This window comes from Microtetraspora sp. AC03309, from assembly GCF_020826795.1.
GTDB lineage: Bacteria > Actinomycetota > Actinomycetes > Streptosporangiales > Streptosporangiaceae > Microtetraspora > Microtetraspora glauca.
This window is the reverse complement of record NZ_JADDIL010000016.1, coordinates 41,429-67,780: the sequence shown is the minus strand read 5'-3', so window position 1 is coordinate 67,780 and position 26,352 is coordinate 41,429. Positions and strand designations below refer to the sequence as shown.

The following is a 26,352-nucleotide window of genomic DNA, read 5'->3' as shown; positions in this document are numbered from 1 at the left end:
TGCCGCCGGTCCGTTCCAGCAAGCGGACGCGTTCGAGGCTCAGTCCCTGCCGGCTGCGTCCTGGCTGGTTGTCCCCGTGGCGTAGAAGTTGCGGCCAGCACCGGACGAACAGTGATGAGCCCTCGTGGAGGCCAGAGCACTGGCTACCACGGCACCAGTCGCCGACCTGGTGCTCCGGCGCTGTCAAGGCCCGGAGCAGCAGCGTCACGACCCCCGCCACGTCATCGCCGTCGACGAGCAGCAGGCCGGTGCGCAGGCCCGCGCTCCGCGTACTCGGTGATGTCGGGCCGGCTGATGAGGCCTGCCTACTTGGCTGTGTTCAACTGATCGGTCATGCCCTCATGTTCCTCTGGGCCACAGCTGACTCAAACCGCAAAACCGGGCCGTGCCGGATACTCGACAAACGGCAAAGAACGTCGGATTCGGGGGTGCTACTCCGTCGGTTGCCGGGTGTCGGCTGCTGCTCGGGCGAAGGCGCGGATGAGTGGCGTCTCGCTCGCCGTACGCCAGGCGAAGGTCCACTGGCACGGCGGGGCATCGCGGATCGGGACGAAGGCGAGGCTGGGCCAGGGGTAGAAGGTCGCGGCCTCCGCGGTGACTCCGGCGGTGGCTTGGCCCGAGGCGACGGCGCTGAGGGTCTCCTGCCAGGTGGTGACCTTGTGTCCGCGGCGGACGGGGCGACCGGAAGGGGTGTGGTAGGGGTTGAAGATCTCCTCCATGTAGGAGGGGATCGAATGGCCTTCGACCACGGTGCAGTCGCCGAGGTCCTCCAGGCAGATGGAGTCTCGTCCCGAGTAAGGGTGGTCGGCGGAGACCATCAACACCACGTCGGAGGCGTACGAGGTCGGTTTGATGGTCAGATCGGGCTCGCGAATCGGCAGCCACAGGTGCGCCACGTCCACCTCGCCCGACTTCAGTAGGTCCAGAGGGGAGGCAGGCTGGATCTCGCGGTGCTGGAGTCGGGCGTTCGGGTGGCGGGCGAGGAACAGGTCGAGAACGTTCGTGATCTGCGTGGAGAGCGGGCCGAGCGTGCCGAGGGTCAGTGTGCCCGCGGTGCCGTCGGCGGTGGCCTGAGCGGTCGTGATACCTTGCATGATCTGCCGGTGGCCACTCTTGAGCGCTTGGTACAGCTGCTCACCGAGCGGGGAGAGGCGGACCGCTCGAGTGGTGCGGTCGAACAGGGGCGCGCCGATGCGCCGCTCTTGCTTCTTGATCGATTGGCTGACGCGGGCGGGGCTGATGCCCAGCCGCTCGGCCGTACGGCTGAAGTGCAGCTCCTCGGCCAGCGTCAGGAAGATCTCGATCTCTCGCATCTCCACGGGCGGGCCTCCGAATCTTTCATTTCAGGGTTGAAGGACGTTATCGGATCCGTCGTAGATGCGAGGCGGGCGGGTGGGGCCGGCAGCGTGGTGCTGGGCACCGCCACCTCCACGAAGACATGGGCGTTGTCGTCGATGCCGGTGGTGAGCGTGCCGCCGGCCGCCGCGACCTGGGCGGGGAGATCTGTCAGGGATTCGTCCGTGGCGCTGCGGGTGCCGTCGTGGGCGATGCTCAGTCGTACGGTGCCGTCTTCTGTGGCGGAGTCGATCACGCAGCGGGAGGTGGCGCGGTGCCGGACGATCTCGGTCACGGCCTCGCGCAGGACGGTGGCCAGCAGCGCGCCGGCCGGGCCGAGCGGTTCCGCGTGCCGCATCCGCACCTCGGTGGCGATTCCCGCGGAGACCAGCATGCCCTTGGCGGTGGTGAGTTCGGGCGCCAGCGACATCGCGCGGTAGCCGACGGCGGCGGCCCTGGCCTCGCTCAGCGAGTGCCGGGCCGATTCCACGTCAGGCGTGCCCTTCCGGGCGCTGGCCGCGATCGTGTCGAGCGCGGCGCCCAGGCTCTGGTTGAGTTCCGCCGCGATGCGGAGCCGTTCTTCGGCCGCCGCGGTCATCGCCAGCGACAGGCGAGCGGCGGTCACTTCCTCGATCCGGTCCAGCATCGTGGCCAGGGCATAGACGATCAGGGCGATCAGAATCATGCTGATCACCGGGTCTGCCGGCCCCAGCAGCAGCGCGCTGCCCATCACCACCAGGGCGAGCGGCCAGGATCTGGTCAGTTTTCGACGTCACGCGGTCGGCGGACCAACCATCGCGGGGCCGGCCGCGTTCGTGAGCCAGGAGGATCGACAGGAGGTCGGACCGGATACCTCGTCGACTTCCTGCCTTCCTCACTCCTGAGGCGTCTTGCACCCGTTCGCACCCCAGGACTGACATACGACCTGCACGGATGAATATTCGGCACCCGCAGGGGCGGAGCCGTGCTGCGGCGGTTGTTTCGGTACCAGTTGGCCTGTGGCACTCCGGCCGCAGCGCACGCCTTGCGGCGCCCGAGCAACGGGGTGAGTGCCTCGATCGCCTCGGCTTGGGCGCTCTGGATGATCTCGGTCACTGCTCGCCCCGAGCCGTCGAGTTCTCGCTGCCGGTGGCGAGCTGATCCAGCAGCGCGAAGAGCTTTCCCTGCACCTCGATCACCTGGCGGGTCTTGTCGAGCTCGGCGCGTAGCCGCTCGACCCCGCCCTCCAGCGTGTCGATCTTCTTGTCTCGCGGGTCGGCCTTGGGACGGCCGACCGGCCGAGCCAGCGCCTGGGCCACCCCGTGGTCGCGAGCGGTCTTCCAACTGGAGATCAGGGAGGAGTACAGGCCCTCGCGACGCAGCAGCGCGCCCTTGCCGACCTTGTCGAGCTGTTCGTACTCCTGCAGGATCCGAGCCTTGTACGCCGCGGAGTACCGGCGGGCTGTGGTCCGCTCATGTACCTGCGGGTCAGAGGTCTCGGGATCTGGCTGTCGTGCTCCGCGAAGGGACGTCTCATCCCGGCTCCGTCACTTTGTGACCAACGTGCGAACGTTCGCCACCGACCAAGACGATGAACTCATCGTCGAGTCCGCCGTGCTGCTGTTCCGCAGCCGCGGCGACGTTGGGGAATCGGCTCTCGTCTCAGCAGGTCGCGAAGACCTCCTGCGGCAGTGTGATGGCGAGTGGAAGCTGGCCCGTCGACTGATCTCCACCGACGAATCGGTGATCCGCATGCAGAATCTGGCGATCTTCCTATGAACCTGGAACGGGAGGGCGAGGCAGAGGACCGTCGCACCGCGGAGCTGGCCGCCACCCAACGGCGGCGCCTCCTCGAGAACGCGGTGGGCGACCCTATCGTGATCGCCAACGAGTTCGCCGAGATCCGCGTCGTGTGCGTGCGTGAACACGGCTGCTGCCAAATTAGACAGAGGTGACAAACAGGCGCATAACTCTGCATCGAGGGTGGGGAATCTGTCAGCTGACCAAGAGTGCGATGTTGGCCTGACCAACAGATTGAACCGCCTTCTCCCACTGGCCCCGCCCGATAGATTCGGGCTGGCGTCGGATAAACGACAGGTGCGGGAGCTGCTTCCCCCCGCTCTGATGTGTGATGGGAACTCAACTCCCGCTCGCCGGCCTGTGTTTGAGGAGCCCTTGATGACGTACGACGCGGATCGTTGCGACGGTGTGCATTCAGCCACCCTCGCGGCCGGGCTGGAGATCCGACCGATACGTTCGGCGGACGCTGAGGAGGTGCTTGCCGTCTACCAAGCCGGTCTTGATACCGGCCAGTCCAGCTTCGAGACGACTGCGCCTAGCTGGGAGACCTTCGATGCGAGCAAGCTGGCCCACCCTCGCTACGTGGCCGCCGAAACCGAGACGGGCCGGATCACGGGCTGGGTGGCCGCCTCCCTCATGGCTTGAAGGAAGCTGAGTACCGCGTCGCCAAGACGCCCACGGTCGCCGCCACTCACCACGTTGAGGCCCGGCCTTCGACACGAGATGTTCATCTGCCATTCGCCTCGGCGCGGTATCGATGAGCATCGATATTGGCGTTAATCGAAGTAGACGCCCATCGATTCAGTGTTGGGCCCTCCCGCAGGAGCGACCGATGACCAGCACCTACAAGCGTGGCCATCTGACCATCGATCAACAGGTGGCCCTGGACACAGCTGCGCGCCGCCTGAGCGATGAGTTCGCCGGCACGTTCGGAGCCGAGACGATCGCGCGGTTCCTTCAGGCCAGTTACGACGAGTTCGCCGAGAATGGCCGGGTCACCAACTTCCTTCCTCTGCTGGCGGAGCGCTTCGCCCGCCAGCGGCTGCACGCCCTGGCGAGGGTGGAAGGCGGGAGCGACGGGCGTCCTGTCGTGCTGTTCCTGTGCGTGCGCAACGCGGGCCGCAGCCAGATGGCGCTCGGGTTCTTCCGGGCACTGGCCGGTCAGAACGCGCTGGCCTGGTCGGGCGGTTCTGAATTCGCCGACGAGATCAGCCCCACAGTGGTAGCGGCTATGGCCGAGCGAGGTATCGACATCTCCGCGGAGTTTCCCAAGCCGTGGACGGACGAGGTTTTCCAGGCGGCCGACGTCGTGGTCACGATGGGCTGCGGGGACGCCTGCCCGGTTTACCCCGGCAAGCGCTACCTGGATTGGGAGCTTGGCGACCCCGCCGGGAAGGGGCTCGCGGAGGTCCGTCCGATCCGGGATGAGATCGAGCGCCGTGTGCGCGATCTCCTCGCCCAGCTCAACCTGCCTTCCGTCTGACATCACACGGACCGTGCTGATTAGACACCCATCAATATTGACATACATTGATATCGACAGACATCGACACAGGGAGGGACGGATGGAACCGCTGGAGCTTCTGGAGTGCAGCTCGTCGCTGGCGCGTGAGCCTCTGGACGGCGAGCAGGTCGCAGGAGTAGCGCGCGTGTTCAAGGCGCTCGGCGATCCGGTACGGCTGCGCATCCTTTCGATCGTGGCCAGTCACCAGGGGGGCGAGGCGTGCGTATGCGATCTGACCGCCGCTTTCGACCTGTCCCAGCCGACGATCAGCCACCACCTCAAGGTCCTCAAAGATGTCGGTCTGCTCACCTCCGAGCGCCGCGCCTCCTGGGTGTACTACCGCGTCGTCCCCGCGACGCTCGCGGAGCTATCGGCCCTGCTCAGCGTCCCCGCCACGGTCTGAGCGGCATCCGCTCCGCCCTCTCCAGCACGTAAGGAAGATCACTCCTCATGTCATCGAGCCCGACCCGCGCCCCAGCGTCCGCCCCGCCTGAAACCGGCGTGATCGGCGGCCTGTCTACGCTGGACCGGTTTCTGCCGGTCTGGATCGGCGTCGCCATGGTCGCCGGCTTGCTCCTCGGACGGCTCGTCCCTGGCCTGAACACTGCCCTGGACGCCGTCAAGGTCGGCGACATCTCTCTGCCGATCGCGCTCGGCCTACTGCTGATGATGTATCCGGTCCTGGCGAAGGTCCGCTACGACCGCCTCGGCACCGTGACCGGCGACAAGCGGCTCCTCATTTCCTCGCTGGTGCTCAACTGGCTCATCGGCCCGGCCCTGATGTTCGCCCTCGCCTGGATCTTCCTGCCCGACCTGCCCGAGTACCGCACCGGCCTGATCATCGTCGGGCTGGCCCGCTGCATCGCCATGGTCCTCATCTGGAACGACCTGGCCTGCGGCAACCGGGAGGCCGCCGCCGTACTCGTCGCCATCAACTCGATCTTCCAGGTCGTCGCCTTCGGCGCTCTCGGCTGGTTCTACCTGCAGGTACTGCCTGGATGGCTCGGCCTGTCGCAGTCCGCGCTCGAGGTCTCCGCCTGGGACATCGCCGGGTACGTGCTGATCTTCCTCGGCATCCCGCTCGCCGCCGGATACCTGTCCAGGAAGTTCGGAGAGCGCGCCAAGGGCCGCGACTGGTACGAGACCCGATTCCTGCCCAGAGTCGGCCCGCTGGCCCTGTACGGTCTGCTGTTCACCGTCGTCATCCTTTTCGCCCTGCAGGGCGGCACCATCTCCTCCCGGCCCGGCGACGTCGCCCGGATCGCGCTGCCGCTGCTGGCCTACTTCGTCGTCATGTGGGGCGGCTCGTTCCTGGCCGGCCGTGCCATCGGGCTCCCTTACGACCGCACCACCACGCTGGCCTTCACCGCCGCGGGCAACAACTTCGAGCTCGCCATCGCGGTCGCCGTCGGGGTGTTCGGCGTCACCTCGGGCCAGGCCCTCGCCGGGGTCGTCGGCCCGCTCATCGAAGTGCCCGTGCTGGTTGCCCTGGTCTACGTCAGCCTCTGGGGCCGCCGCCTGTTCACGAAGGAGCCCGTCCATGCCTGACCGCAAGCCCAGCGTCCTGTTCGTCTGCGTTCACAATGCCGGACGCTCCCAGATGGCCGCGGGCTGGCTCACCCATCTGGCCGGGAACCGGATCGAGGTCCGCTCTGCCGGATCCGCTCCGGCGGAGCAGATCAATCCGGTCGCGGTCGAGGCCATGCGTGAGGTTGGCATCGACATCACCGGCGGGCAGCCCAAGATCCTCACCTCGGAAGCCGTTGAGGCCTCCGATGTGGTCATCACCATGGGCTGCGGCGACACCTGCCCCTTCTTCCCCGGCAAACGGTACGAGGACTGGAAGCTCGACGACCCCGCAGGACAGGGCGTAGAGGCCGTCCGTCCGATCCGCGACGAGATCCGCACCCGGATCGAAAAGCTGATCGCGGAACTCGACCCGGCGCCGACCAGGTAACCATCCCAGGTCGGGTCAAATCCCAGGGGCCTCCTCCCGTTGGGGAGGCTCCTGAAAGAACACAGTGGTAGATGGCTCTCGGCGTTGTTGGCCTCGGCGGGTCTTCCCGAGAACCGCGCGCCTGAATCTCCGTCCGTGGGCGCATGGATCCGGCGTGGCGGGAGAGGGGGTTGCCATGGCCGAGCATGGGGCCGCCCACGGACACCGGTGTTTCGCGCTGCTCTATGACCAATGCCGCTTAGTTAGCGTGGTGGCGGGTCTGTCAAGTGGGTGAAGACAACAACGGAGCTCCTGCTAGAACGGTGTCGACCAAGATCACTGTTCGGCGGGAGCTCCGTTGGATGTCCAGTCTGTCATGCGTCGTGATGTTGTGGTGGCCGCAGGAGCGTTCGCGCCCGGCCATCTGGGTGAGCTGACCCGGCTCATCCCGTTCGAGATGGTCGATGAGGCGCTGGCGCACACCGGCAGAACGCAAGTGCGCGTGCGGGATCTGCCCTCGCGGGTGGTGGTCTACTCGCTGCTGGCCGGGTGCTTGTTCCCCGAGCTGGGCTGGCGGCAGGTATGGCAGAGGCTGACGGCCGGGTTGACCGGGTTGAAGCTCGCCGTCCCGACGGCGGCTGCGCTGGTGCAGGCCCGCCGACGGGTGGGCCTCGAGCCGATGTGGTGGCTGTGGGAACTCCTGCGCGGCCCGGCTGCGGGGATCGCCACCCCGGGCGTGTGGTGGCGGGGGCTGCGGGTCTGCGCGATCGACGGCACCACGATCGCGGTGCCCGACACCGCGGCCAATCTGAGCAGGTTCACCAAGCATCGCTGCAACCACGGCGGCTCGGGCTATCCGTCGATCCGGCTGCTGGTACTGGTCTCCTGCGGCACCCGCACCCTCATGGACGCGGTGTTCGGGACGACCGCCAACGGGGAGACGACGTATGCGCCAGGCCTGCTACGCAGCCTGCACGCGGGCATCATCGTGCTGCTGGACCGCAGCTTCGCCGTCCAGGCCCTGGTGTCCGCCATCGCGGCGACAGGCGCCCAGACGCTGGTCCGGGTCAAGAACGGCCGCCGGCTACCCGTGCTGCGCCGCCTGAGGGACGGCTCCTACACCTCGATGCTCGGTACCGTCGCAGTCCGCGTCATCGACTGCGAGATCACCATCGCCACCGCCACCGGCCGCCGCACCGGCCTGTACCGGCTGGTCACCACCCTGACCGACCACCGCACCCACCCCGCCGCCGAACTGGTCACGCTCTACCACGAGCGATGGGAGATCGAGTCGGCCTACCTGGAGGTGAAATCCACCGTCCTCGGCGGCCGTGTCCTGCGCGCCCGCACCCCTGACGGCATCGACCAGGAGATGTACGCCCTGCTGCTCACCTACCAGCTCCTGCGCCTGGCGATGGCCGACGCCACCGGCACCCGGCCAGAGATCGACCCCGACCGGGCCAGCTTCACTATCGCCCTGCACACCGCCCGCGACCTGGTCATCCAAGCCGCAGGCGTCATCGCCGACGCCGTCGTCGACCTTGTCGGCACCATCGGCAGTCACGTCCTGGCCGGCCTCCTGCCCGCCCGGCGCATCCGGACCCGCCCCCGCGTCGTCAAACGCGCGATCTCCAAGTACAACGCCAAAGGAACCGTCGACCGGACCAGCTACAAAGCTACTACCAGCATCGACATCCTCACCACAGACCCTTGACCCGCAGCCCCAGACCCTTAACTACACGGCATTGGCTCTATGACCGCATCACACGAGGGGCCGAGGAGCGCTGGCTGGGGGCATTGCGCGACCACCTCGTCGGGAATCTGAGCGGCCAGGTTCTGGAGATCGGCGCGGGTACCGGGGCCAACCTCGCTCACTACCGCGAGGCCGAACGAGTGGTCGTGGCGGAACCGGACCCCGCCATGCGTCAGCGTCTGCGCCGACGCAAGCGCGAGGCAAGCGTTCCGGTCGAGATCAGTTCCGCATGCGGTGAGGAACTGCCCTACCCTGACGCCAGCTTCGACGCGGTGGTGAGCACGCTCGTGTTGTGCTCAGTCGATGATCTGAATCGAACATTGGCCGAGGTCCGCCGGGTGCTGAGACTGACGGGAACGTTCGTGTTCTGCGAACACGTACGCGACACCGGTATGCGTGGACGGATCCAGGACCTCCTCACACCGCTGTGGCGGCGCATCGGCGCAGGATGCCGTCCCAACCGCCGGACACAGGCCGCGATCGAGCAGGCTGACCTGGTCGTGCACCATATCGAAACGATCGCGCCCCACCCCAACCTCCCGTTCACCGTGCCGATAATCCATGGCGTGGCGATGCCCGTAGATCATCAACATTGACCGCTCCATCGCTGTCGCTCCAAGCGCCACCGGTGCAGCTCCTGTCCTGTCACAGCGAAGCCAGCCGTCTCTGCCAGATGGCGCGGGCGATCACGGGGAGGCCGAGCAGACTCGGCAGGACCCAGTAGCTCCAGGGGGCAGCCGGTCCCAGATCGGCAGGTTGTGACCGTTGTCGACGTAGAACCCGGTGAGCAGGGCGATGTACGACAAACCCGTCCCTGCGATGTGGAGGTAGGACCGTCGCCGCCTGTACAGGGAGCCGACCAGGCCGACGGTGAAGGCCAAGGAGCCGATGGCGAACAGATGAGAGTTCTCCTGCCAGCGGATCATCGACAGGGCCGTCATCGACGCGAACACCACCCCGAGCCCCCACAGGTAGACCCGGCCGAACCGGAGATGCCGGGCGCTGCCCTTACGTGACAGGGCTGCCACGGCCCCGCATGCGACGCATGTCAGGCCGGACGCGATGTGAAAGGCCAGGGCTGTCAGGAAGAGCGGGCCCGCGTCGGGTACGGGGATGCCGAAGATGTCGATCTCGTGCATCGTGAGCTCCCATGCGTAGTGTCTCTATCTATAGTGACGCTACTCCGGTCATTGCCCGCGAAAGAAGACCCGGTATAGCGTTACTACCTATGAGGGCAGAAGCACTCAAAGGACACCTGGACGGCCTGCTGCTCGCGACACTCGAGGGTGGGCCACAGCACGGCTACGCGGTCAAAGAGGCACTGCGCGAATCGACCGAGGGACACATCGACCTGCCCACCGGCACCGTCTACCCAGCCCTCCACCGGCTGGAGCGAGCGGGATTGATATCCGGAAGCTGGTCGGTCGTAGGCGGGCGGCGCCGCCGTACCTATGAACTCACCGCCGAAGGGCGCAAGGCGCTCAGCGACGAACGCGACAGCTGGCAGGAGTTCGCCAGCGCCGTCACCGCCGCACTGGGAACACGGCCATGGCCGGCCACGAGCTGATCGCCGCTCAGGTTGACATCCTGTCCTCTCGGCTCCCCGCGCAGGCGGTGGAGGAGTTGGCCGACGGGCTACAGGAAACCTATGAAACCCACCTCGCGGTAGTGAACGACCCTGACGCGGCCGCACGAGCGGCGATCGCCGAGTTCGGCGACGCCAAAATGATCACGGCCGCCTTCTGTCGCGAATCTCCATGGCGGCGGACAGCCGTGGCCCTACTGGCCACGGGCCCGATCATGGGAGCAGTCTGGGGCCTCAGCCTTGTGTGCGCTCAGGCGTGGACCTGGCCGATCCCTCTGGCCGTCCGGATCACCTACGGCGTGGCCCTCGTTGCGACAGCCCTCACCCTGCTGGCGGCCGCCACAGAGAAGCGGGCCTACCGGCGGACTCAGGCGGCGACGCTGGTCGGCGCGATTGCGCTGATCACCTTGGACGCGATCATGCTCGCGGCCGCTACCATGGCGCCCTCGCCCGCGTTGCGGCCGCTGATGCCGGCCCTGTCGGCGAGCCTGATCCGGATCATCGCCACGCTCCGGGCGCTGCTGTCACCGGCGCTCAGCCGATCGGACGGCGGCTCTCGGTGAGCGGCGTGGCGTGACCGTCCATGCCTGACCGCAAGCCCAGCGTTCTGTTCGTCTGCGTCCACAACGCCGGACGCTCCCAGATGGCCGTGGGCTGGCTCACCCATCTGGCCGGGACCGGATCGAGGTCCGCTCCGCCGGATCCGCTCCGGCAGAGCAGACCAACCCTGTCGCGGTCGAGGCCATGCGCGAGGTCGGCATCGACATCACCGACGGCCGGCCCAAGATCCTCACCCCGGAAGCCGTTGAGGCCTCCGACGTGGTCATCACCATGGGCTGCGGCGACACCTGCCCCTTCTTTCCCGGCAAACGGGAGTGTCATGTCGAAGTCCTGGCCCCTCGCCGCTGCCAGCGGCCTCTGGAGGACATAGCCGCGTGTCGCCAAGGAGGTCGGTCCATACTCCGAGCCTCTGCCAACGCGATCGCTGCGGACCGGGGCCGGGAGAGGAGGCGTCCCAGGAACGAATGATGGCCGTTGGAACACGCCTGGGTTCGGGAGTAACCGTCCGGGCTTTCAGTGCTGGGCGGTGATCTCAGCGACGGCGTCGCGCGCGGTGCGGCCGACTCCGATCAGCGTTGCGGAGGCAGGGCCGGTCCAGTCGCCGTAGCCGAGCAGGTGGAGTCGCGGTTCGCCCAGCGCACGGGTGCCCTCGGTCGGAATGAGTCCGTCGGAGCCGCGCAACCCCAACGGGGCCAGGTGGCCGAGCGCTGGGCGGAAGCCGGTACACCACACGATGACGTCGCAGGCCAGCTCGGTGCCGTCGCGCCATGCGACACCGTGCGGAGTGATGCGGGCGAACATGGGCTCAGCCTTGAGCACACCCCGATCACGCGCGTCACGGACCGGCGGCACCGCGACGATGTCACCGAGATCGGCGACGCTCGGCGCGTCCTGGCCTGTCTGGACCGCCTGGTAGCGGCGGGTCGCCAGCTCGAACAGGGCTCTCCCGTCCACCTCATCGGGCAGCAGCCGAGGCGGGCGCAAGGTGACCCAGGTGGTCTCGGCGACGGCGGAGACCTCGGCGAGGATCTGCGCGGCGGAGTTGGCGCCGCCGACGATCACCACACGCCGGCCGTGGAAGGGCTGGGGACCCCGATAGTCCGCGGTGTGAAGCTGCCGGCCGTGAAAGTCTCGGATGCCGGGATAGTACGGGACGTAGGGGCGCCACCACGTACCGGTCGCGCTGATGACGGTACGAGCCTGCCACGTGCCCACGTCGGTTTCGACCGTCAGCCGGTCGACGCCTCGCCGTACAGCACGCACGCGAGCGGGCCGGATGATCGGCAGCTGGTAGTGCTGTTCGTATTCGCTGAGATAGGCCACTGTGTGGGCCGCGCTGGGATAGCCGCCGCCTGGTGGCGGGGGCATTCCCCGGCCCGGGAGTGAGCTGTACTGCGCGGGCGAGAACAGACGCAGCGACGGCCAGGCATGCTGCCACGCGCCGCCGGGAGTGTCCTGGGCGTCGAGGATGACGAAGTCGGCCTTGGCCCGGCGCAGGTAGTACCCGGCCGCCAGACCCGCCTGGCCCCCTCCGATGACGAGGACGTCGACCAAGGATGAGGTCATGCGGTGGCGGGTTCGGCCAACGGCGTGAAGAGGGCGCCGAGCCGGGCCACCGCGGCGGGGATGATCCAGTAGTAGACCCAGGTGCCGCGCCGTTCGCAGTCGATCAGACCGGCGGTGCGCAGCACCTTGAGGTGGTGGGAGATAGTGGGGGCGGTCAGGTCGAAGGCGTCGGTCAGGTCGCACACGCACGCCTCGCCGCCCGAGTGGGAACCGATCATCGACAGCAGACGCAGCCGAACCGGATCGGCGACCGCCTTGAGCAGCACTGCGAGTTCGGCCGCGTCGGTCTCCGACAAGGGCTCGCGGGCGATCGGCGCGCAGCACTGGCCAGTAGTGGCGGTCACGACAACACCTCCTGATTTGATATCGGTCTAAATGATAGGCGATGGTAGGCAACCAGCGCGAACGAGGCGATCCCACATGCGGTGGCGACGGCGGCCATGACCCAGCCGTAACCGGCGGCTTGGGCCAGGGCCACTGCTCCCAGGGGAGCGGCGGCTTTGTCGGCGACCGAGAACATCGCGATCCGGCCCGACAGGCTGGCGTAGGCGGCGGTGCCGTACCGTTCGGCCAGCAGGTACGGCAGGGTGATGGTGCCGACACCGAAGCCGAGTCCGAACATCAGCACGCACCCGATCGCGCCGGGCACGGTGTGGCCGGCCAGCGGCAACAGTACGGCCCCGACGCCTTGCAGGGCGAAGACACCGGCCGCGACGGAAGCCGCTGACCAGCGGCTACGAAGCCCCGTGGTGACCAGGCGGCCAGTCACCGACAAGACGCCGAGCAGCCCGGCGATGGTGGCCGCGAAGACCGGCGAATGTCCGAGGTGCATCAGATAGGTGACCAGCAGCACGCCCACGACGGCCACCGCGCCGCCGTGCGCGGTGAACGCGGCGACCAGCAGCCAGAACGGCCGCGCTCGCACGGCGGCCTTGACCAGGTCGGCGCGCTGGTGCGGCTTGACCTCCGCCGCCGTCCGACGGCGGCGCAGCACGAACGCGTGCAGCGGGATCGCCGTCGCTCCGTAGAGGACAGCGAGGACGACCAGCGCCTGCCGCCACCCGTAGTGCTCCACCAGCAGTCCGGTGAGAGGCAGAAAGATCGAGGAGGCGAAACCGGCGACGATGGTGAGCACGAGCAGTGCGTTCGCGCGCCCGTTGCCGTCGAACCAAGAGACGACGACGGCGAAGGCCGGCTCGTACAGCACCATCGCCGAGGCGATGCCGATGGCGACGAAGACCCCGTAGAGCTGGGGGAGGCTGGTGACGTGCGACCAGGCCAGCACCGCCAGCGTGCCGAGCACGGAGCCGGCGGTCATCAGGGCGCGACCGCCGTGGGCGTCCAGCCAGCGCCCGACCAACGGTGAGCACAGCGCCATGGTGAGCACGGCGAGCGTGAGTGCGCCGGCGATCTGTGTCCCGCTGGCTCTCAGCGCGCCGGTCATCGGGGTGAGGAAGACCGAGAAGGCGTAGTACAGAACGCCGTAGCCGATGGTCTGGGTGACGGCCAGGGCGGCGACGATCCGCCAGCCGTGCGTGAAACGGGTCCGGCCGCCGCTCCGGACTTCGGGAACGGCGGCCTCAGCGGATGAGCTCACGAGCCCCCGCCCGGGCAGGCGATCAGCTCACGACCGCTCGTTGTCGTTCTCCAAGCTCCCTCGCCGGTTTCGGCGATGAAGCCTTGGGCGTGCAGCCGCCACGCCAGGGTCGCGGCCATGCGCGCGATCGCCGGAGCGTAGCCGGGGTTGCCGCTCGGCGCGCGGGTAGCGACGAGCTCTCCTGCCAGCCGGTCCGCACGCATCGGCTCGTGGTCACAGATCAGGCGCAGGGCCTGCTTCTGCGCGGCGGTGGGAAATCCGTCGGACATGTCAGCTCTCGTTCAGCCGCAGCAGCTACCGCCGCCGGAGGAGACGGTGGCCAGGGGAAGCGGTGTGGCGAGCAGGCCGCCGCTGACGCCGGTGGCCAGGCCCACCCGCTGCTCCTGGGCTTCGGCCAGGTTGGAGGAGCACACGCCGGTCTCGGGCAGGTCGAGCTGGACGTCCCGGGCGGCCTCCCAGTCCCCGGCGAGCGCGGCCACGACGGAGCGGACCTGCTCATAACCGGTGGCCATGAGGAACGTCGGCGCGCGGCCGTAGCTCTTGACGCCGACCGCGTAGTAGCCGGACTCGGGGTGAGCCAGTTCATCGACACCATGCGCCGGGACGGTGCCGCAGGAGTGGGCGTTGGGGTCGATCAGCGGGGCAAGCTGTCGGGTGGAGCCGAGGATCGGGTCCAGGTCCAGGCGCAGCTCTGAGGCGATCGAGTGATCGGGCCGGTAGCCGGTGGCCGAGACGATCCGGTCGACGGTGACCGACTGCTCGGCGCCGGACGGGTCTCGGCTGATCACCGTCACCTGGTCGCCGGTCCGCCGCACGGAGTGGGTGAAGAAGCCGGTCAGCAGCCGCACCCGGCCGGAGGTGACCAGCTCGTGCAGGCGGGTGCCGAGCGCGCCGCGTGCGGGCAGCGCGTCCGCGTCGCCTCCCCCGTAGGCACGGCTGGCCGATCCGGCCCTGATGGCCCAGGTGATCTGCGCGTCGTCGAGCTGGGCGAGGGCGATCAGCGTGGTGGCGGCAGAATGTCCCGCGCCGACGACGAGCGCGTGCTTGCCGTCGTAGGTCGTGCGGTCGGCGCCCAGGACGTCCGGCAGGGCGTGGTCGATGACGTCGGCGGCATCGGTCTCGCCGAAGGCGGGCAGGCCGCTGGCTCCGAGCACGTTCGGCTCGGTCCAGGTGCCGGAGGCGTCGATGACCGCCTTGGCCTGGATCTCCTCGCCGGTGTCGAGCCGTACCAGGAAGGGGGCGCCCTCGCGACCGTTGGTGCGGACCCGGTCGTATCCGAGGCGGCTGATCGCGGTCACCTTGACACCCGTACGCAGCCGGTCCCCGATAACGTCGGCCAGCGGGGCGAGGTAGTCGGAGACGATCTCAGCGCCGGTCGGCAGCCAGTCGGGATCGGGCGCGGTCCAGCCGCGGGCGTCCAGGAGACGGCGGGCGGCGGCGTCGATGTTGTAGCGCCACGGGCTGAACACCCGCACGTGGCCCCACTGCGCGATGGACTCGCCCGCCTGCTCGCCCGCCTCGATGATCTGGAAGTCCAGGCCGCGCTCAGTCAGGTGGGCGGCGGCGGCCAGGCCGACGGGCCCGGCGCCGATCACCACGACCGGCAGGCCGGCGTGGGGCGTGAACTGCTCGATCTCGACGGGCTCTGTGCTGCAGCATCCACCCATGGTGGCTGTCTCCTCGGTTGTCGGCGAAGCATCCAGGTCGGCGGTGTGGGCACGGTCAGGCAGGACCCACACTCTGATTAGAAGCATGTCGAAGTAGTAATGAGCATGCCCACTGATTAGAACTATGTCAAATTAGACCGTGCGCTAAGCAGTTCACATCGACGGATGGGTGGGCCACCGCCTCGCGCTCAGCCGCACTCGGCGGACGGAGGACAGCAGGCGCGCAGGGCGACCTGGAGGTCCGTCAGTGCCTGGGCGACTCCGTCTGGGTTGACCTGGTAGTAGACCGTTTTCCATTCGCGGCGGGATGCCAGGACCCCGGCATCGCGCAGAGTCGCAAGGTGGGTCGACGCGGCGGATTGGGCCAGCGACAGCTTCTCCGCCACCTCGTTCACGGTCAGCTCCACTCCGCCGGCGAACAGGAAGAGGATCTGCTGGCGTGTATCGCTGGCCAGGGCCTTGAGGAAGCCGCGCGCCGCCTGGGTCAGCTCGATCCCGTTCGTCGTCATGCACCTAGCATCGCCCTCAACGCATCATATTGTCATTTCTAGATTTGACGATACCATGCGCCGCATGGAGACCATCGTCATCGGCGGAGGCCAGTCCGGCCTCGCCGCCGCTCGCGCCCTACGCAACCTCGGCGTCAGCCCCGTCATCCTGGAGGCAGGGGACCAGCCCACAGGCTCCTGGCCGCACTACTACGACAGCCTCACGGCCTTCTCGCCCGCCCGCTACAGCGCCATGCCCGGCATGCCGTTCCCCGGCGACCCCGACCACTACCCCACCAGGGACGAGGTCGTCGACTATCTCCAGCGCTACGCCGAGACCCTCGACGTGGAGATCCGTACCGGTACCCGCGTCACCGCCGTTGAGGCGGACGGCAGCGGAGGCTTTGTCGTCAGCACCGCTGACGGCAGTCGACTCCCCACCGCGGGCGTGGTCGCCGCCAGCGGCAGCTTCGGCAACCCGTACCTGCCGGACGTTCCCGGAAAGGAAGCCTTCGCCGGACAGTTGCTGCACGCGGCCGACTATCGCTCGCCCAAGGAGTACGCGGGTCAGCGCGTCATCGTCGTCGGCGCGGGCAACTCCGCTGTGCAGATCGGCTACGAACTCGCCGAGGCCGCCACGGTTACCCTGGCCACCAACCACCCCGTCGCGTTCATGCCACAGCTCCTCGGCGGTAAGGATCTGCACTACTGGCACACCACAACCGGATTCGACGAGCTGCCTCTGGAGTGGCTCGCCCAGATCGTCCATACGACCCTGGTCATGGACACCGGCGACTACGCGGACGCCTTCGAATCCGGACGCGTCAGTCAGCGGAGCATGTTCACCGCTTTCGACGGCGACGGCGTCATCTGGGCCGACGGCACGGCGGAGCAGGTTGACACGGTCATCTTCGCCGCCGGCTACCGCCCCAACCTGCCCAACCTGCCCTACCTGCGGCGCCTCGGCGCGCTGGACGAGGCGGGCATGCCCAAGCACGTGGGCGGCATCTCCACCACGCACGCCGGGCTCGTCTACGTCGGACTGGAGTTCCAGCGTTCCTTCGCCTCCAACACCCTGCGCGGAGTCGCCCGGGACGCCGAGCACGTCGCCGCCCCGCTTGCCGCGTATGCCGTCAAGGCCCGCGCCGCCTACGGCCTGTAAGGAGCGTGCTTCATGGATCACCCTGTAGTCGTGATCGGTGCCGGGCCCATCGGCCTGGCCGCCGCCGCCCATCTCGTCAAACGCGACCTGCCCTTCCTCGTCCTCGAATCCGGCGTCGGCCCCGCCGCCTCCGTACGCCGGTGGGGACACGTCCGGCTGTTCAGCCCGTGGCGCTACAACACCGACGCCGCTGCGCGCCGCCTACTGAGCGCCGCAGGCTGGCTATCGCCCGATCCGGAAACGCTGCCCACCGGAGCCGAACTCGCCGACCGGTACCTCCAGCCCCTGGCCGACCTCGAGCCCATCGCCCCGCACATCCGGTACCGAGCCCGGGTGATCGCGATCAGCCGGGTGGACATCGACCGGTTGCGCACAGCGGGCCGCGACGCGACGCCGTACGTCGTCCGCCTGCAGGACGGCACCGAAATCACCGCGCAGGCGGTGATCGACGCCGCAGGCACCTGGAGAACGCCGAACGTGCTCGGCGCCAACGGGCTACCCGCCCATGGCATCAGCACCGGCGCCATCACAAGACCAACTCGGCGTGTTAATCATCCGCAAGCCCTTAGCCGAGATTCAGAACCTCATCGTCCGCGTGCGTGCCGAACTCGGCGACGCGCACCTCCGCGACCTGCTCGTACCGGCTGATCCGGTCGGTCCACTCCGCGTCGACGCCGAACGCCACCTGCGCGAAGCCCACCCGCCTAACGGCCTCGGCCAGGCCCGGATCGCCAGGTGCCAGCAGCCGCACCGGCGCGTCAAGCGCGACGGTGTACGGCGGCACGAAGTACTCGTCCGGCAAAACAGTGCGCGCATGGACGAGCGCGCCGACAGCGACAACCGAGCCGGCCCCCAACCGTGCGCACTGCAGGACCGTCGCCGCGGTCGCCACATAGACGCACCTGCCGACCTCGCAGCCCAGCAGCGTGGCATGCGGCCCCACGAAGACGTGGTCGTCGACAAGCACCGGCTGATCGCCGGCGACCGCAGACCCGCGCAACACGGCGTTCTCGCAGATCACCGCCGCCTCCCCGACCTCGATCCGAGACCCCTCGGCATCGAGCACCGCACCGTACATCACCCGCGCCCTCGGCCCCACGCGGACATCACCAACGAGCGTGGCCGTCGGGGCGACGTAGGCGGTGGGATGGATCTGCGGTTGATACCCGCGGTGCCGGATGCGGATTCCCTGCGCTTCAGCGTTCATCTGCGGATTCTCGCCCGACCGACCGCGAGCATGCTGGCGGATTTCAGACGTCACGTTCGCCGAGACATGTGCCATCCACGATCTGAGGCACTACAGGGCGAACGTTGGCTGACACGGCACTAGTCAAGATCGAGATACACCGAAAACCCTGGACACACCCCGAATCAGCGCGGGCTCCCGCGGCCGGGGTCTGCCTCGGCCGGCCGGGATGTGCCATCCAGGTAGGCGAGCACGGCGAGGACGCGGCGGTGGCCAGAGTCGTCCGGTGCCAGGCCCAACGTGGCGAAGATGTTGCCGATGTGCTTGTGGACGGCGTTGTCGGAGATGCGCATCCGCTCGGCGATGGTGGCGTTATCGTGGCCCTGCGCCATGGGGGCGAGTGACTCTCGCTCGCGAGACGTGAGAGTGTCCAGGGGGTCGCACGTCGACGATGGCGATGTCGGGGCGGTGCTCGACGACGGCGCCGAGGAACGCCTCGCCATCGCCGACGACCGCCACGACCTTAGAAGCGGGCGGTGTAGTACCGGACGGCGAGCTTCGTCAATATGCGTGGGTGGGGCCGATCCCGGTGAAGAGGGCGTCGAGAATTCGGTCGACGTACTCATGAGTCAGTGCCCTGGTGCCCGGTCCGGACCCGCACAAGAGCAAGAACTCACCGATGGACCACGGTGACGTCACCGGCCAGTCCTTCCTGATGTGTTTCCTGGTCACCATCGCGATGTGCCCCGCGCTCGGGGCCGCCTGGGCGGGCCATGCCCTGGACCTGCCCTCCCTGCTGTGGGCAAGCGTCCCGGTCGCCCTGCTCACCGGCGTGCTCTGCCATGTGATGCTCGGCTCCATGGCGGCCAGGACGCTGAGGGACAAGGGGCCCGAACTGCTGCACCTGATGCGATCGGGCAAACCGGCCGCCCCCGCCGGGAAGACGGGCGAGTCCCCGTTCTCGACGATGTCGGGCAGACGTCAGACCCTCATGTGGTCCGCCATGGCCGTGGGCATCCTCGGACTGTTCCCGCAGGGCCCGGCCCCCTTCGGCATCAAGCTCGGCGGCTCGCAGGACAAGGTCTGGTTCCTCGCCCTGCACGTACCCGAAGCAGTGCCCTTGCCCCACACTTTCGAGGACTTGATCAGGCGAGAGAGGGACGGCCCACCTGACGACGGGGCCTTGACCCAGGCCCGATGCGCGCCTTGGGAATCGGAATCCGAATGAGCATCGCTTACTCATGACCGTCGGCCCGCGCTCCGAGACGCTGTCGCCACACGGAGACCAGCAATGGCCCTCGTCCGAGTGGCGAAGGTCGCGTCCGCCAGGGAGTCGATGACAATGATCTGGAAGAGAGCCGCAGCGCTGACCGCAGCACTGGTGGCGGCACTGGGGAGTTCCCTACTGCCCGCGCACGCCGATCCGGCGGGTGTCTTCAGGACCCTGAACTGGGAAGTCGCCGCCGACCGGACCATGCCGACGGCGGCTCCCCCCAACTTCCTCAAGCAGTGGGTGGCGGACCATGGCGCCGCCACCGTGACCAGCCCGGTGCGGGACGGCTCCTACGCGGCGCGGTTCCAGCTCAACCGCGGCGACCCCATCCAGTCCGGCAGCAAGCGCGCCGAGATCAGCCAGCGCGACGAGCAGCCCCTCAACGCCGAGCGGTGGTACGGCTTCAGCGTCAACCTGCCCACGAGCTGGGTCCCCGACGTGTCCGCGGAGATCGTGAGCCAGTGGCACCAGTGCGATGACTGCGGGGGTGGTTCACCGCCGCTGGCGCTGCTGACGGACGAGGGACGTTGGAAGATCGACTTTCGCGGGGCCACCATCGACCTGGGCCCCTACGCCACTGGCACGTGGACCGACTGGGTCTTCCATGTCAAGTGGCGTACCGACAGCCAGGGAATGTTCGAAGTGTGGCGCAACGGACAGCCTGTCCTGCAGCGAACCGGCGCCACGCACGCAGGCGGGCCGCGCTCGCCGTACTTCAAGTTCGGCATCTACAAGTGGGACTGGAACGACCCCAAGAAGCCGTCCGACACCAACGAGCGGGTCATGTTCTACGACTCGCTGCGGCTGGGTGACCAGCGGGCCACCTACGACGACGTGAAACCCGGCGGCGGATCGTCCTGCACGGCCACCGTCCCTGTGGCGTCCGCCTCCGCGACCACCTACGAGGCGATCAACCCGCCGGCGCAGGCGATCGACGGCAACCTGTCCACCCGCTGGTCGGGGCAGGGCTTCGGCGCCTCGCTGATCCTGGACTTGGGGTCGGTACGCCCTGTCTGCGGGACACGAGTCGCCTGGCACCTGGGCGACCAGCGGTGGAACGATTACACCACCTACACCTCGACGGACGGCGCGGCCTACACCAAGGCGTGGGAAGGCCGCAGCTCGGGCACGACGACCGGGTTGGAGCAAGCGCTGTTCACGAACGGCCCGCGCGACGCCCGATACGTCAAGATCTCCTTCTGGCAGAACCCCCAGAACGACTGGGCGAGCATCACAGAAGCGGCCGTTCTCGGCTCCTGACCCCGGTCCCCTCATCATCCTGCCGCTCCCGTGCCGCCCGGACGCGCCGGGTGGCACGGGAGCGGTCCTCCCCCGACGACCTCCTCACGACAACAGGCGGTTCCCTATGCGACGATCCCGTACCTCGTACCTGATGATCGTGCTGGCCATCGCCGGCACCTTTTGCACCACCGGCTTCACCTCCGGTCCCCGTACGCCGGCCACGGCATCGGCCTCGGTCCCGTCAGCGGGGATCGACCCCGTCGACGGCATCGGCATGATCTATCCCACCAAACCAGGAGGGCAGGTCTGGCACCTGTCGGCGAATCCCTCCGGCGATCCCCGCCTCGACGGGACACCCATGACGTCCAACCCGGACGGCACCTTCACCGTCCGCGATATCAAGACCCGGATCGGAATCTCCACGACGACCTACGATCAGCGCACGCAGGAGGGCTCCCTCACCTGGCGCCAGCCCGACCTGCGCTTCCAGGGCTTCATGCACGATGCCAACGACTGGCGGGACGTTGAGATCACCGGATATGTCCGCTACGTCAGTGGTAACGACGGAGACGCCTTCACCTGGTACGCACGCGGTGGCCGGCACACGGGCGAGGGCGTGGCCCCGGAGGCTTGCTGGGGCACCGCCTACAAGGGCGACCTGCGTTTCTCCGACGGCGGCGTCAAGTTCGAGAAGGAGATCTACCACGACGGGGGGGCCGGCTACGCGAAGGGCTCTTACCAAGGCGGCGGTGCCACGATCAAGGGCAAGATGGTCGGCTTCAAGATGGTCATGTACAACATCCCGGGCGGCGTGCGGCTGGAGGCATACCTCGACCGGGCGAACAACGGCACGTGGACGCTCGTGTCGACCCGCGACGACACCGGCGGGTGGTCCATCGACACGGCCAATCCCTGCGGGGGCACCCGTGACGAGAAGGTGACCTGGGGCGGCCCGAAGGCGGCGTTCCGCTGGGACGAGGCCACCAGGGTCGACCTGGCCAAGCTCAGCGTCCGGGAGATCGCCCCGGGCAGCGAGGCTGCCTGCCCGGCGAAACTGGCTTCCGCCGGTGTGACCGCCAGCACATGGGAAGACATCAACCCACCCTCGAACGCGACCGACGGCAACCTGGCGACGCGCTGGTCGGGCAGCGGGTCCGGAGCGTACCTGACACTCGACATGGGTGCCTCGCGGGCGGTGTGCGGGGTAAACGTCGCCTGGTACCAGGGAGACGTGCGGTGGAACGACTACACCGTCTACACCTCGACGGACAACGTGACCTACACCAAGGCGGCAGAGGGCCGCAGCTCGGGTACGACCCTGAACCCGGAGCCGTACCGCTTCGCACAGCGGCAGGCCAGGTACGTCCGTATCGCCTGGTGGAACAGCTCCGCGGGCAACGGCTGGGCCAGCATCACCGAGGCCGCCGCGTTCGGCGCCTCCTGACCAGGCCGTTCGGCGCGCCCCTGGCACGACTCGTTCAGCACTGCTGACCCGTCCGAGGCGGACGCTCACCGCCGTCCAAACACCGACAGGAAGATGAAGGATGCTACGCAAGAAGCGGCTGCGGGCCGCGCTCGGTGCCCTCCTCCTGCTGTCAACTCTCGGCATCGGGGGCACCGCGCGAGCCGACCAAGGTGTCCGCGGCCGGGCCGCCGATGTCTCCTCGACGATCGTCCCGACTATTCCCGGATGCACCACGACTCAGCCGGTCTCGGCCGTGACGGCCAGCACCTGGGAGGCGGTGAACCCGCCGCAACAGGCGGTCGACGGCAACATGACCACCCGCTGGTCAGGGCAGGGGCTCGGCGCAAGCCTAGTGCTGGACCTCGGCCAAACGCGCAGTCTGTGCGGACTGAAGATCGCGTGGCACCGTGGTGACCTGCGGTGGAACGACTTCAACATCTACACCTCGACGGACGGTGCGAACTACACCGTGGTCTGGGCCGGCCGCAGTTCGGGAAGCACCGCCGGGTTCGAGAGCTACCCGTACGCCGCGCCGGTGAGCGCCCGCTACGTGCGAATCTCGTTCTGGCAGAGCCAGGAGGGCTCCTGGGCCAGCATTCTGGAGACGGCCGCCCTCGGCCCCGATCCGGGCCAGGGCGGCGAGCACGTGGTTGTGGCGGCTGGTGACATCGTCACCACCTGCGAGGGCAGCGGTTGCGCGCACACGCGCACCTCCGACCGGGTCCTCGCCATCAACCCCGCCGCCGTGCTGGCCTTGGGCGACAACCAGTATGAGAGCGGCGCCTATGCCGAGTTCACCCGCTACTACGCGCCGACGTGGGGTCGTTTCAAGGCGAAGACGAAGCCAACGCCGGGCAACCACGAGTACGCGCTCGGCGACAGCGCCGCGGGCTATCTGGAGTACTTCGGCAGCGCGGCCGCGCCCGCGGGTAAGAGCTGGTACAGCTTCGACCTGGGCGACTGGCACATCGTGTCGCTCAATTCCGAAGTAAGCCGTAACGCAGGCAGCGAGCAGGTCACCTGGCTCCAAAACGACCTCAGCCGGAACACCAGGCCCTGCGTGCTGGCCTACTGGCACCGCCCGATGTTCAGTTCCGGCTCCGAGCACGGCGATTTCCCCAATATGAAGCCGTTCTGGGACGCCCTGTACGGCGTCCGCGCGGACCTGGTGCTCAACGGCCACGACCACGACTACGAGCGGTTCGCGAAGCAGACACCGACCGCCGAGGCGTCCGCGTCGGGAATCCGGCAGTTCGTCGTCGGCACCGGGGGCTCGTCGCTGAAGCCCTTCGGCACGATCCGGGCCAACAGTCAGAAGCGGCTGCTGGCGCACGGAGTCGTCAAGCTCGATCTGGCGGCGACCGGCTACTCGTGGCAGTTCGTGCGGGACGACGGCGAAATCCTCGACAGCGGAGGCCCTGTCCCGTGCAACTGATCCGGATCGAGCGCGCCGGTACCGTCACGTGGTGGACTGTCCGTGGCCCAGGCGGCCCCGACGGGGGGTACCGGCCGGGGCAGGCCCAGGGCCTGGGGCAGGTCCTCCCGGCCCCGGACGCCGAGCTTGCCGTAGGCGTGCTGGAGGTGGTTGGCGACGGTCCGCTTGGACAGGCCCAGATGCGCGGCGATGGCGTCGTTGGTCATGCCGCCGGCTGCGAGCTCGCATGTCTCGCGCTCGCGCCGGCTGAGGACCGCCTGTGGCTCGAGTCTCGCTGTCCATGGCGGCCAGTAGCCTTCGCACAACTGGGCCAGTTCCCGGACTCGGATCCGCAACCGGGCCACGAGGCGGCGCTCGCGCCGTTCGGCCGCGATCTCGGCCGCGGTCGACGCGGCCTGACCGGCCAGGGCGTTGTAGCCCCGCTCCGCCAGAACTTCGGCCACCGCGGCCAGGCCCTCGGCGTCTTCCCCGACGACCGCTTGGGCGTGCCGGTCGAACAGCAGGAACAGTTCGCTGTCGCAGCGGCCGGCGACCTCGTGCAGAGCTTCCGCGACGGGGAGCGAGGGGCGCAGTCGCACAGAGTGGTAGAAGGCCTCGACCGCCTTGGTGAGCCACCCCTCCGATCGGTAGCGTTCGCCCAGCGAGGCGGCGGCTTCGGCGGCCTCCGCCCGCTCCACGCCGGCCAGGGCGTCAATGCGGATCCTCGCCAGGGTCAGATGGTGGTGCAGGTTCGACCTATCGGGAAGCCGACCGGCGATGTCCTCGAGCACCCGGCGGCTCTCGTCGAACCGGCCCACGGCGGCGAGGCAGGTCGCGTGCTCGGCGAAGACGTAGACCTGGATCGGGAAGGGCACATTGTGATCGAGGAGCGCGCGGGCCTCCCGGAAATGGGGCAGCGCCCGGCTCGGCCGTCCCGCCCACACCTCGCAGATGCCCAGTTCGAAGGACAGCAGGGCGGCGCAGGCGCTGTCCTCCTGCTCGATTGCCGCCCAGTAGCCGGAGCGGGCCGTGGCGAAGGCCTCCTCGAGGCGGCCGGCAAGGGCGAGGGCCTGCACGTGACAGGCGGCCGTGGCGGCCCCCATCGCGCTCCATACCCGCGGTGCGCCCAACCGTCCCGAGGCGTAGTCGTCGGCGACCAGAGCCGGCCGGCCGAGGTAGATGTTCAGGTAGGCGCGGAGTGGCTCGCTGACGCTCGCGATCACACCGTCCCGCACCCCGGCGGGCAGGTGGGCCAGACCAGCCGAGGCGAGGCCGGTCGCACCGGCGCCGAAGGCCGCCAGTGCCAGCTCGGCGACGGCAAGCTCGGCGGCGGCCTCGCTTGTGAGAGGGCCGATGGCACGAGCCGCCCAGACCACCTCCTCGGCCTCGGCGGGCCGTCGCAGGTTCCAGAACAGGTTGAGCGCGCGCAACGCCGCGGCCTTGGCGCGCTCCGACGGCGAACCCGGCCCGCCATCCATGCGTCCGCTCAGCAGGTCCTCCGCCTCGTCCGCCTTGTTCTGGGCCACGAGGGCCCGCGCCAGCACATCGACGGCGGCGTCGGAGCCCAAGTGGCGCGCCAGTTGCTCGGCCAGGGGAGCATCGCACCGGGCCAGCGCTTCGGAGGCGGCGCGCACCACTTGGTCGCCGGGCACCGGGTCGCCTGCGGACAGCTGCCACGTCACGGCGCGCAGGCCGATCCCGTCCATCGCTGGGGGAGCCTGCATCACCGCGTGGGCGAGCGCCCGGTAGACGCTTCGACGGTTGTCCTCGCCGGATCGAGCCCGGACCGCCTCTCCGTACAATGGGTGTCCGATTCGCACCAGCAGCTCGCGGCGGACCCGCTCGACCGTGATGAGCGAGCGCTGTTCGAGTCGCACCAGTACGGACGTGTCGGCGAGCGCCTCGATCACGTCGAGTGGCACCGGCTCGGCATACGCCACATACGAAAGCGCGCGGGCCTCCTCATCCGTGAGGGCGCCAAGAAGATCCGCGACCAGGGTGCGCAGCCCACGTCGGGCAGGCATCTGCCCCCTCCACCGCCATACCTCCCTGACCTGGCGGAGGTTGCCAGAAGCCTGGCATTCCTCCACGAGATGCCTCAGGAACAGGGGGTTGCCTCGCGTCGCGCGCCACAGCCTGTCAACGGTCAGTCCGTCGACCGGCCCGCCCAGTGCCGCGTCGAGCAGGGCACCGACCGTCGTGCGGTCCAGTGCCTCCACCACCGACGCCTGGACGAACGGCCGGCGCAGCAACGCCTTGACAGCAGGCGCCTCCGTGGAACCTGCCCTGACCGCGGCCAGAACGCGGGCGCCGGCGGTGACGGCCAGATGCTGGACAAGAGCGACGGACACGTCATCAAGGTGATCCAGGTCGTCGATGGCCACGACACAGGTGCGGCCGCCCGCGGCCTCGCGCAACGCGCCCACGGCGGCGCCGAAAACGTTCGCTGTTTCTCGGTCGGCCTGTTCTGGCAGCAGGGCCGCCATCGTCGCGAACGGCAGCCCACGCGACGCCTCGGCCCCGGCTGTGACGACGACGTGCATGTCCTCGTCCTGGCAGTACGACACGATCGAGTTCAGCAGGCGGGACTTGCCGACCCCGGCCTCCCCGACGAGCAATACGCCAGGCTCACCCTGCCGTCTGAGCTGGGCCACGGCGGTCCGGATCTCGGCCGTCCGCCCGACGAAGGGCCAGGGGGGCCGAAGAACCCGGCTACGGTCGGCGTCATCCCGCGCGTCGCTGTCCGGCCGCACAAAACCCTCCCCCACTGTCGGATCTCCAGCCGACCGATCTCTACGCGTTACGAGTATGGGATAAAGCCCATCAATTGACACTCAAA

30 protein-coding genes and 2 pseudogenes are annotated in these 26,352 nt (G+C 68.5%); 19 read left to right on the top strand and 13 right to left on the bottom strand.

The window, feature by feature from the left end; genetic code table 11:
- Positions 1-124 precede the first annotated feature (124 nt).
- Positions 125-280: a hypothetical protein gene (locus IMZ11_RS11820; protein WP_228640652.1), complete on the top strand. Its 156-nt coding sequence runs from the start codon at positions 125-127 to the stop codon at positions 278-280.
- A gap of 151 nt (positions 281-431) precedes the next feature.
- Here IMZ11_RS11820 and IMZ11_RS11815 read toward each other — a convergent pair whose 3' ends face one another.
- The 3 genes from IMZ11_RS11815 to IMZ11_RS11805 all read right to left on the bottom strand — a co-directional run bounded on the left by IMZ11_RS11815 (position 432) and on the right by IMZ11_RS11805 (position 2,633).
- On the bottom strand, positions 432-1,313 hold the full coding sequence (locus IMZ11_RS11815) for a LysR family transcriptional regulator (RefSeq protein WP_228640773.1): 882 nt from the start codon (positions 1,311-1,313) through the stop codon (positions 432-434).
- Positions 1,289-2,071 (bottom strand): hypothetical protein, encoded by a 783-nt coding sequence (locus IMZ11_RS11810; RefSeq protein WP_228640650.1) that lies wholly within the window; start codon positions 2,069-2,071, stop codon positions 1,289-1,291. Before IMZ11_RS11810 ends, IMZ11_RS11815 begins: the two co-directional genes overlap by 25 nt.
- Before the next feature lie 355 nt (positions 2,072-2,426).
- The gene (locus IMZ11_RS11805; protein WP_228640648.1) at positions 2,427-2,633 is read right to left on the bottom strand and encodes a hypothetical protein; all 207 of its coding nucleotides are present in this window, start codon (positions 2,631-2,633) and stop codon (positions 2,427-2,429) included.
- On the opposite strand from IMZ11_RS11805, the gene IMZ11_RS46165 reads away from it, so the two are divergent.
- The 9 genes from IMZ11_RS46165 to IMZ11_RS11760 all read left to right on the top strand — a co-directional run bounded on the left by IMZ11_RS46165 (position 2,566) and on the right by IMZ11_RS11760 (position 8,903).
- A complete protein-coding gene (locus tag IMZ11_RS46165) occupies positions 2,566-3,093 on the top strand; it encodes an aromatic-ring-hydroxylating dioxygenase subunit beta (protein WP_308066781.1) in 528 nt (175 codons plus the stop codon). The genes IMZ11_RS11805 and IMZ11_RS46165 overlap by 68 nt on opposite strands.
- A complete protein-coding gene (locus IMZ11_RS11795) occupies positions 3,090-3,269 on the top strand; it encodes a hypothetical protein (protein WP_228640646.1) in 180 nt (59 codons plus the stop codon). Before IMZ11_RS46165 ends, IMZ11_RS11795 begins: the two co-directional genes overlap by 4 nt.
- Positions 3,270-3,492: 223 nt before the next feature.
- Positions 3,493-3,759, top strand: coding sequence for a GNAT family N-acetyltransferase (locus IMZ11_RS11790; RefSeq protein WP_228640644.1), 267 nt, complete (start codon positions 3,493-3,495; stop codon positions 3,757-3,759).
- Positions 3,760-3,946: 187 nt separating this feature from the next.
- On the top strand, positions 3,947-4,597 hold the full coding sequence (locus IMZ11_RS11785) for an arsenate reductase ArsC (RefSeq protein ID WP_308066780.1): 651 nt from the start codon (positions 3,947-3,949) through the stop codon (positions 4,595-4,597).
- Positions 4,598-4,679: 82 nt separating this feature from the next.
- A complete protein-coding gene (locus IMZ11_RS11780) occupies positions 4,680-5,021 on the top strand; it encodes a metalloregulator ArsR/SmtB family transcription factor (RefSeq protein WP_228640642.1) in 342 nt (113 codons plus the stop codon).
- A gap of 47 nt (positions 5,022-5,068) precedes the next feature.
- Positions 5,069-6,166, top strand: coding sequence for an ACR3 family arsenite efflux transporter (gene arsB / locus IMZ11_RS11775; RefSeq protein WP_305075868.1), 1,098 nt, complete (start codon positions 5,069-5,071; stop codon positions 6,164-6,166).
- The gene (locus tag IMZ11_RS11770) at positions 6,159-6,575 is read left to right on the top strand and encodes an arsenate reductase ArsC (protein ID WP_228640639.1); all 417 of its coding nucleotides are present in this window, start codon (positions 6,159-6,161) and stop codon (positions 6,573-6,575) included. The genes arsB and IMZ11_RS11770 overlap by 8 nt, the downstream gene beginning before the upstream one ends.
- Before the next feature lie 355 nt (positions 6,576-6,930).
- Complete coding sequence (locus tag IMZ11_RS11765; RefSeq protein WP_228640637.1) at positions 6,931-8,268, top strand: IS4 family transposase; 1,338 nt, start codon at positions 6,931-6,933, stop codon at positions 8,266-8,268.
- A gap of 83 nt (positions 8,269-8,351) precedes the next feature.
- Positions 8,352-8,903: a class I SAM-dependent methyltransferase gene (locus tag IMZ11_RS11760; RefSeq protein WP_374462261.1), complete on the top strand. Its 552-nt coding sequence runs from the start codon at positions 8,352-8,354 to the stop codon at positions 8,901-8,903.
- Between the two features lie 90 nt (positions 8,904-8,993).
- Here the strand turns inward: IMZ11_RS11760 and IMZ11_RS11755 are convergent, their stop codons facing one another.
- Complete coding sequence (locus IMZ11_RS11755; RefSeq protein ID WP_228640633.1) at positions 8,994-9,446, bottom strand: hypothetical protein; 453 nt, start codon at positions 9,444-9,446, stop codon at positions 8,994-8,996.
- A gap of 89 nt (positions 9,447-9,535) precedes the next feature.
- On the opposite strand from IMZ11_RS11755, the gene IMZ11_RS11750 reads away from it, so the two are divergent.
- The 3 genes and pseudogenes from IMZ11_RS11750 to IMZ11_RS11740 all read left to right on the top strand — a co-directional run.
- A complete protein-coding gene (locus IMZ11_RS11750) occupies positions 9,536-9,874 on the top strand; it encodes a PadR family transcriptional regulator (protein ID WP_228640631.1) in 339 nt (112 codons plus the stop codon).
- Complete coding sequence (locus IMZ11_RS11745; RefSeq protein WP_228640629.1) at positions 9,856-10,455, top strand: hypothetical protein; 600 nt, start codon at positions 9,856-9,858, stop codon at positions 10,453-10,455. Before IMZ11_RS11750 ends, IMZ11_RS11745 begins: the two co-directional genes overlap by 19 nt.
- Positions 10,456-10,475: 20 nt before the next feature.
- A pseudogene (locus IMZ11_RS11740) lies at positions 10,476-10,765 on the top strand (arsenate reductase ArsC); the annotation flags it as partial.
- 201 nt (positions 10,766-10,966) lie between these two features.
- Here the strand turns inward: IMZ11_RS11740 and IMZ11_RS11735 are convergent.
- The 6 genes from IMZ11_RS11735 to IMZ11_RS11710 all read right to left on the bottom strand — a co-directional run bounded on the left by IMZ11_RS11735 (position 10,967) and on the right by IMZ11_RS11710 (position 15,792).
- Positions 10,967-12,019 (bottom strand): ArsO family NAD(P)H-dependent flavin-containing monooxygenase, encoded by a 1,053-nt coding sequence (locus IMZ11_RS11735; RefSeq protein WP_228640627.1) that lies wholly within the window; start codon positions 12,017-12,019, stop codon positions 10,967-10,969.
- Entirely contained in the window at positions 12,016-12,363 is a 348-nt protein-coding gene (locus tag IMZ11_RS11730; protein ID WP_228640625.1) for a metalloregulator ArsR/SmtB family transcription factor, read from the bottom strand. Before IMZ11_RS11730 ends, IMZ11_RS11735 begins: the two co-directional genes overlap by 4 nt.
- Positions 12,360-13,616, bottom strand: coding sequence for an MFS transporter (locus IMZ11_RS11725; RefSeq protein WP_228640623.1), 1,257 nt, complete (start codon positions 13,614-13,616; stop codon positions 12,360-12,362). The genes IMZ11_RS11730 and IMZ11_RS11725 overlap by 4 nt, the downstream gene beginning before the upstream one ends.
- Positions 13,613-13,885 carry a hypothetical protein gene (locus IMZ11_RS11720; RefSeq protein ID WP_228640620.1) on the bottom strand — a complete coding sequence of 91 codons (273 nt, stop codon included), beginning with the start codon at positions 13,883-13,885 and terminating at the stop codon, positions 13,613-13,615. The genes IMZ11_RS11725 and IMZ11_RS11720 overlap by 4 nt, the downstream gene beginning before the upstream one ends.
- A gap of 12 nt (positions 13,886-13,897) precedes the next feature.
- The gene (locus IMZ11_RS11715; protein ID WP_228640618.1) at positions 13,898-15,283 is read right to left on the bottom strand and encodes an FAD-dependent oxidoreductase; all 1,386 of its coding nucleotides are present in this window, start codon (positions 15,281-15,283) and stop codon (positions 13,898-13,900) included.
- A 188-nt stretch (positions 15,284-15,471) separates the two neighbouring features.
- On the bottom strand, positions 15,472-15,792 hold the full coding sequence (locus IMZ11_RS11710; RefSeq protein ID WP_228640616.1) for a helix-turn-helix transcriptional regulator: 321 nt from the start codon (positions 15,790-15,792) through the stop codon (positions 15,472-15,474).
- Between the two features lie 64 nt (positions 15,793-15,856).
- Between IMZ11_RS11710 and IMZ11_RS11705 the strand changes: the two genes are divergently transcribed.
- Positions 15,857-16,933 carry an NAD(P)/FAD-dependent oxidoreductase gene (locus IMZ11_RS11705; protein WP_228640614.1) on the top strand — a complete coding sequence of 359 codons (1,077 nt, stop codon included), beginning with the start codon at positions 15,857-15,859 and terminating at the stop codon, positions 16,931-16,933.
- A gap of 12 nt (positions 16,934-16,945) precedes the next feature.
- A complete protein-coding gene (locus tag IMZ11_RS11700; protein ID WP_228640612.1) occupies positions 16,946-17,581 on the top strand; it encodes an FAD-dependent oxidoreductase in 636 nt (211 codons plus the stop codon).
- On the opposite strand, the gene IMZ11_RS11695 is transcribed toward IMZ11_RS11700, so the two are convergent.
- A complete protein-coding gene (locus IMZ11_RS11695) occupies positions 17,499-18,140 on the bottom strand; it encodes a gamma carbonic anhydrase family protein (protein WP_228640610.1) in 642 nt (213 codons plus the stop codon). The genes IMZ11_RS11700 and IMZ11_RS11695 overlap by 83 nt on opposite strands.
- Before the next feature lie 164 nt (positions 18,141-18,304).
- Positions 18,305-18,559 (bottom strand): annotated as a pseudogene (locus tag IMZ11_RS11690) (response regulator transcription factor); the annotation flags it as partial.
- A 239-nt stretch (positions 18,560-18,798) separates the two neighbouring features.
- Here IMZ11_RS11690 and IMZ11_RS11685 point away from each other — a divergent pair.
- From IMZ11_RS11685 to IMZ11_RS11670, 4 genes are all read left to right on the top strand, one after another.
- Positions 18,799-19,347, top strand: a complete 549-nt coding sequence (locus IMZ11_RS11685) for a hypothetical protein (RefSeq protein WP_228640608.1) — start codon at positions 18,799-18,801, stop codon at positions 19,345-19,347.
- A gap of 63 nt (positions 19,348-19,410) precedes the next feature.
- Positions 19,411-20,652 (top strand): heparin lyase I family protein, encoded by a 1,242-nt coding sequence (locus IMZ11_RS11680; protein WP_228640605.1) that lies wholly within the window; start codon positions 19,411-19,413, stop codon positions 20,650-20,652.
- 106 nt (positions 20,653-20,758) lie between these two features.
- Positions 20,759-22,078, top strand: a complete 1,320-nt coding sequence (locus IMZ11_RS11675) for a discoidin domain-containing protein (RefSeq protein WP_228640603.1) — start codon at positions 20,759-20,761, stop codon at positions 22,076-22,078.
- Positions 22,079-22,178: 100 nt separating this feature from the next.
- Entirely contained in the window at positions 22,179-23,534 is a 1,356-nt protein-coding gene (locus IMZ11_RS11670) for a discoidin domain-containing protein (protein ID WP_228640602.1), read from the top strand.
- On the opposite strand, the gene IMZ11_RS46160 is transcribed toward IMZ11_RS11670, so the two are convergent.
- Positions 23,465-26,266, bottom strand: coding sequence for an AAA family ATPase (locus IMZ11_RS46160; RefSeq protein WP_228640599.1), 2,802 nt, complete (start codon positions 26,264-26,266; stop codon positions 23,465-23,467). The two genes, IMZ11_RS11670 and IMZ11_RS46160, sit on opposite strands and share 70 nt — an antisense overlap.
- Positions 26,267-26,352: the final 86 nt, after the last annotated feature.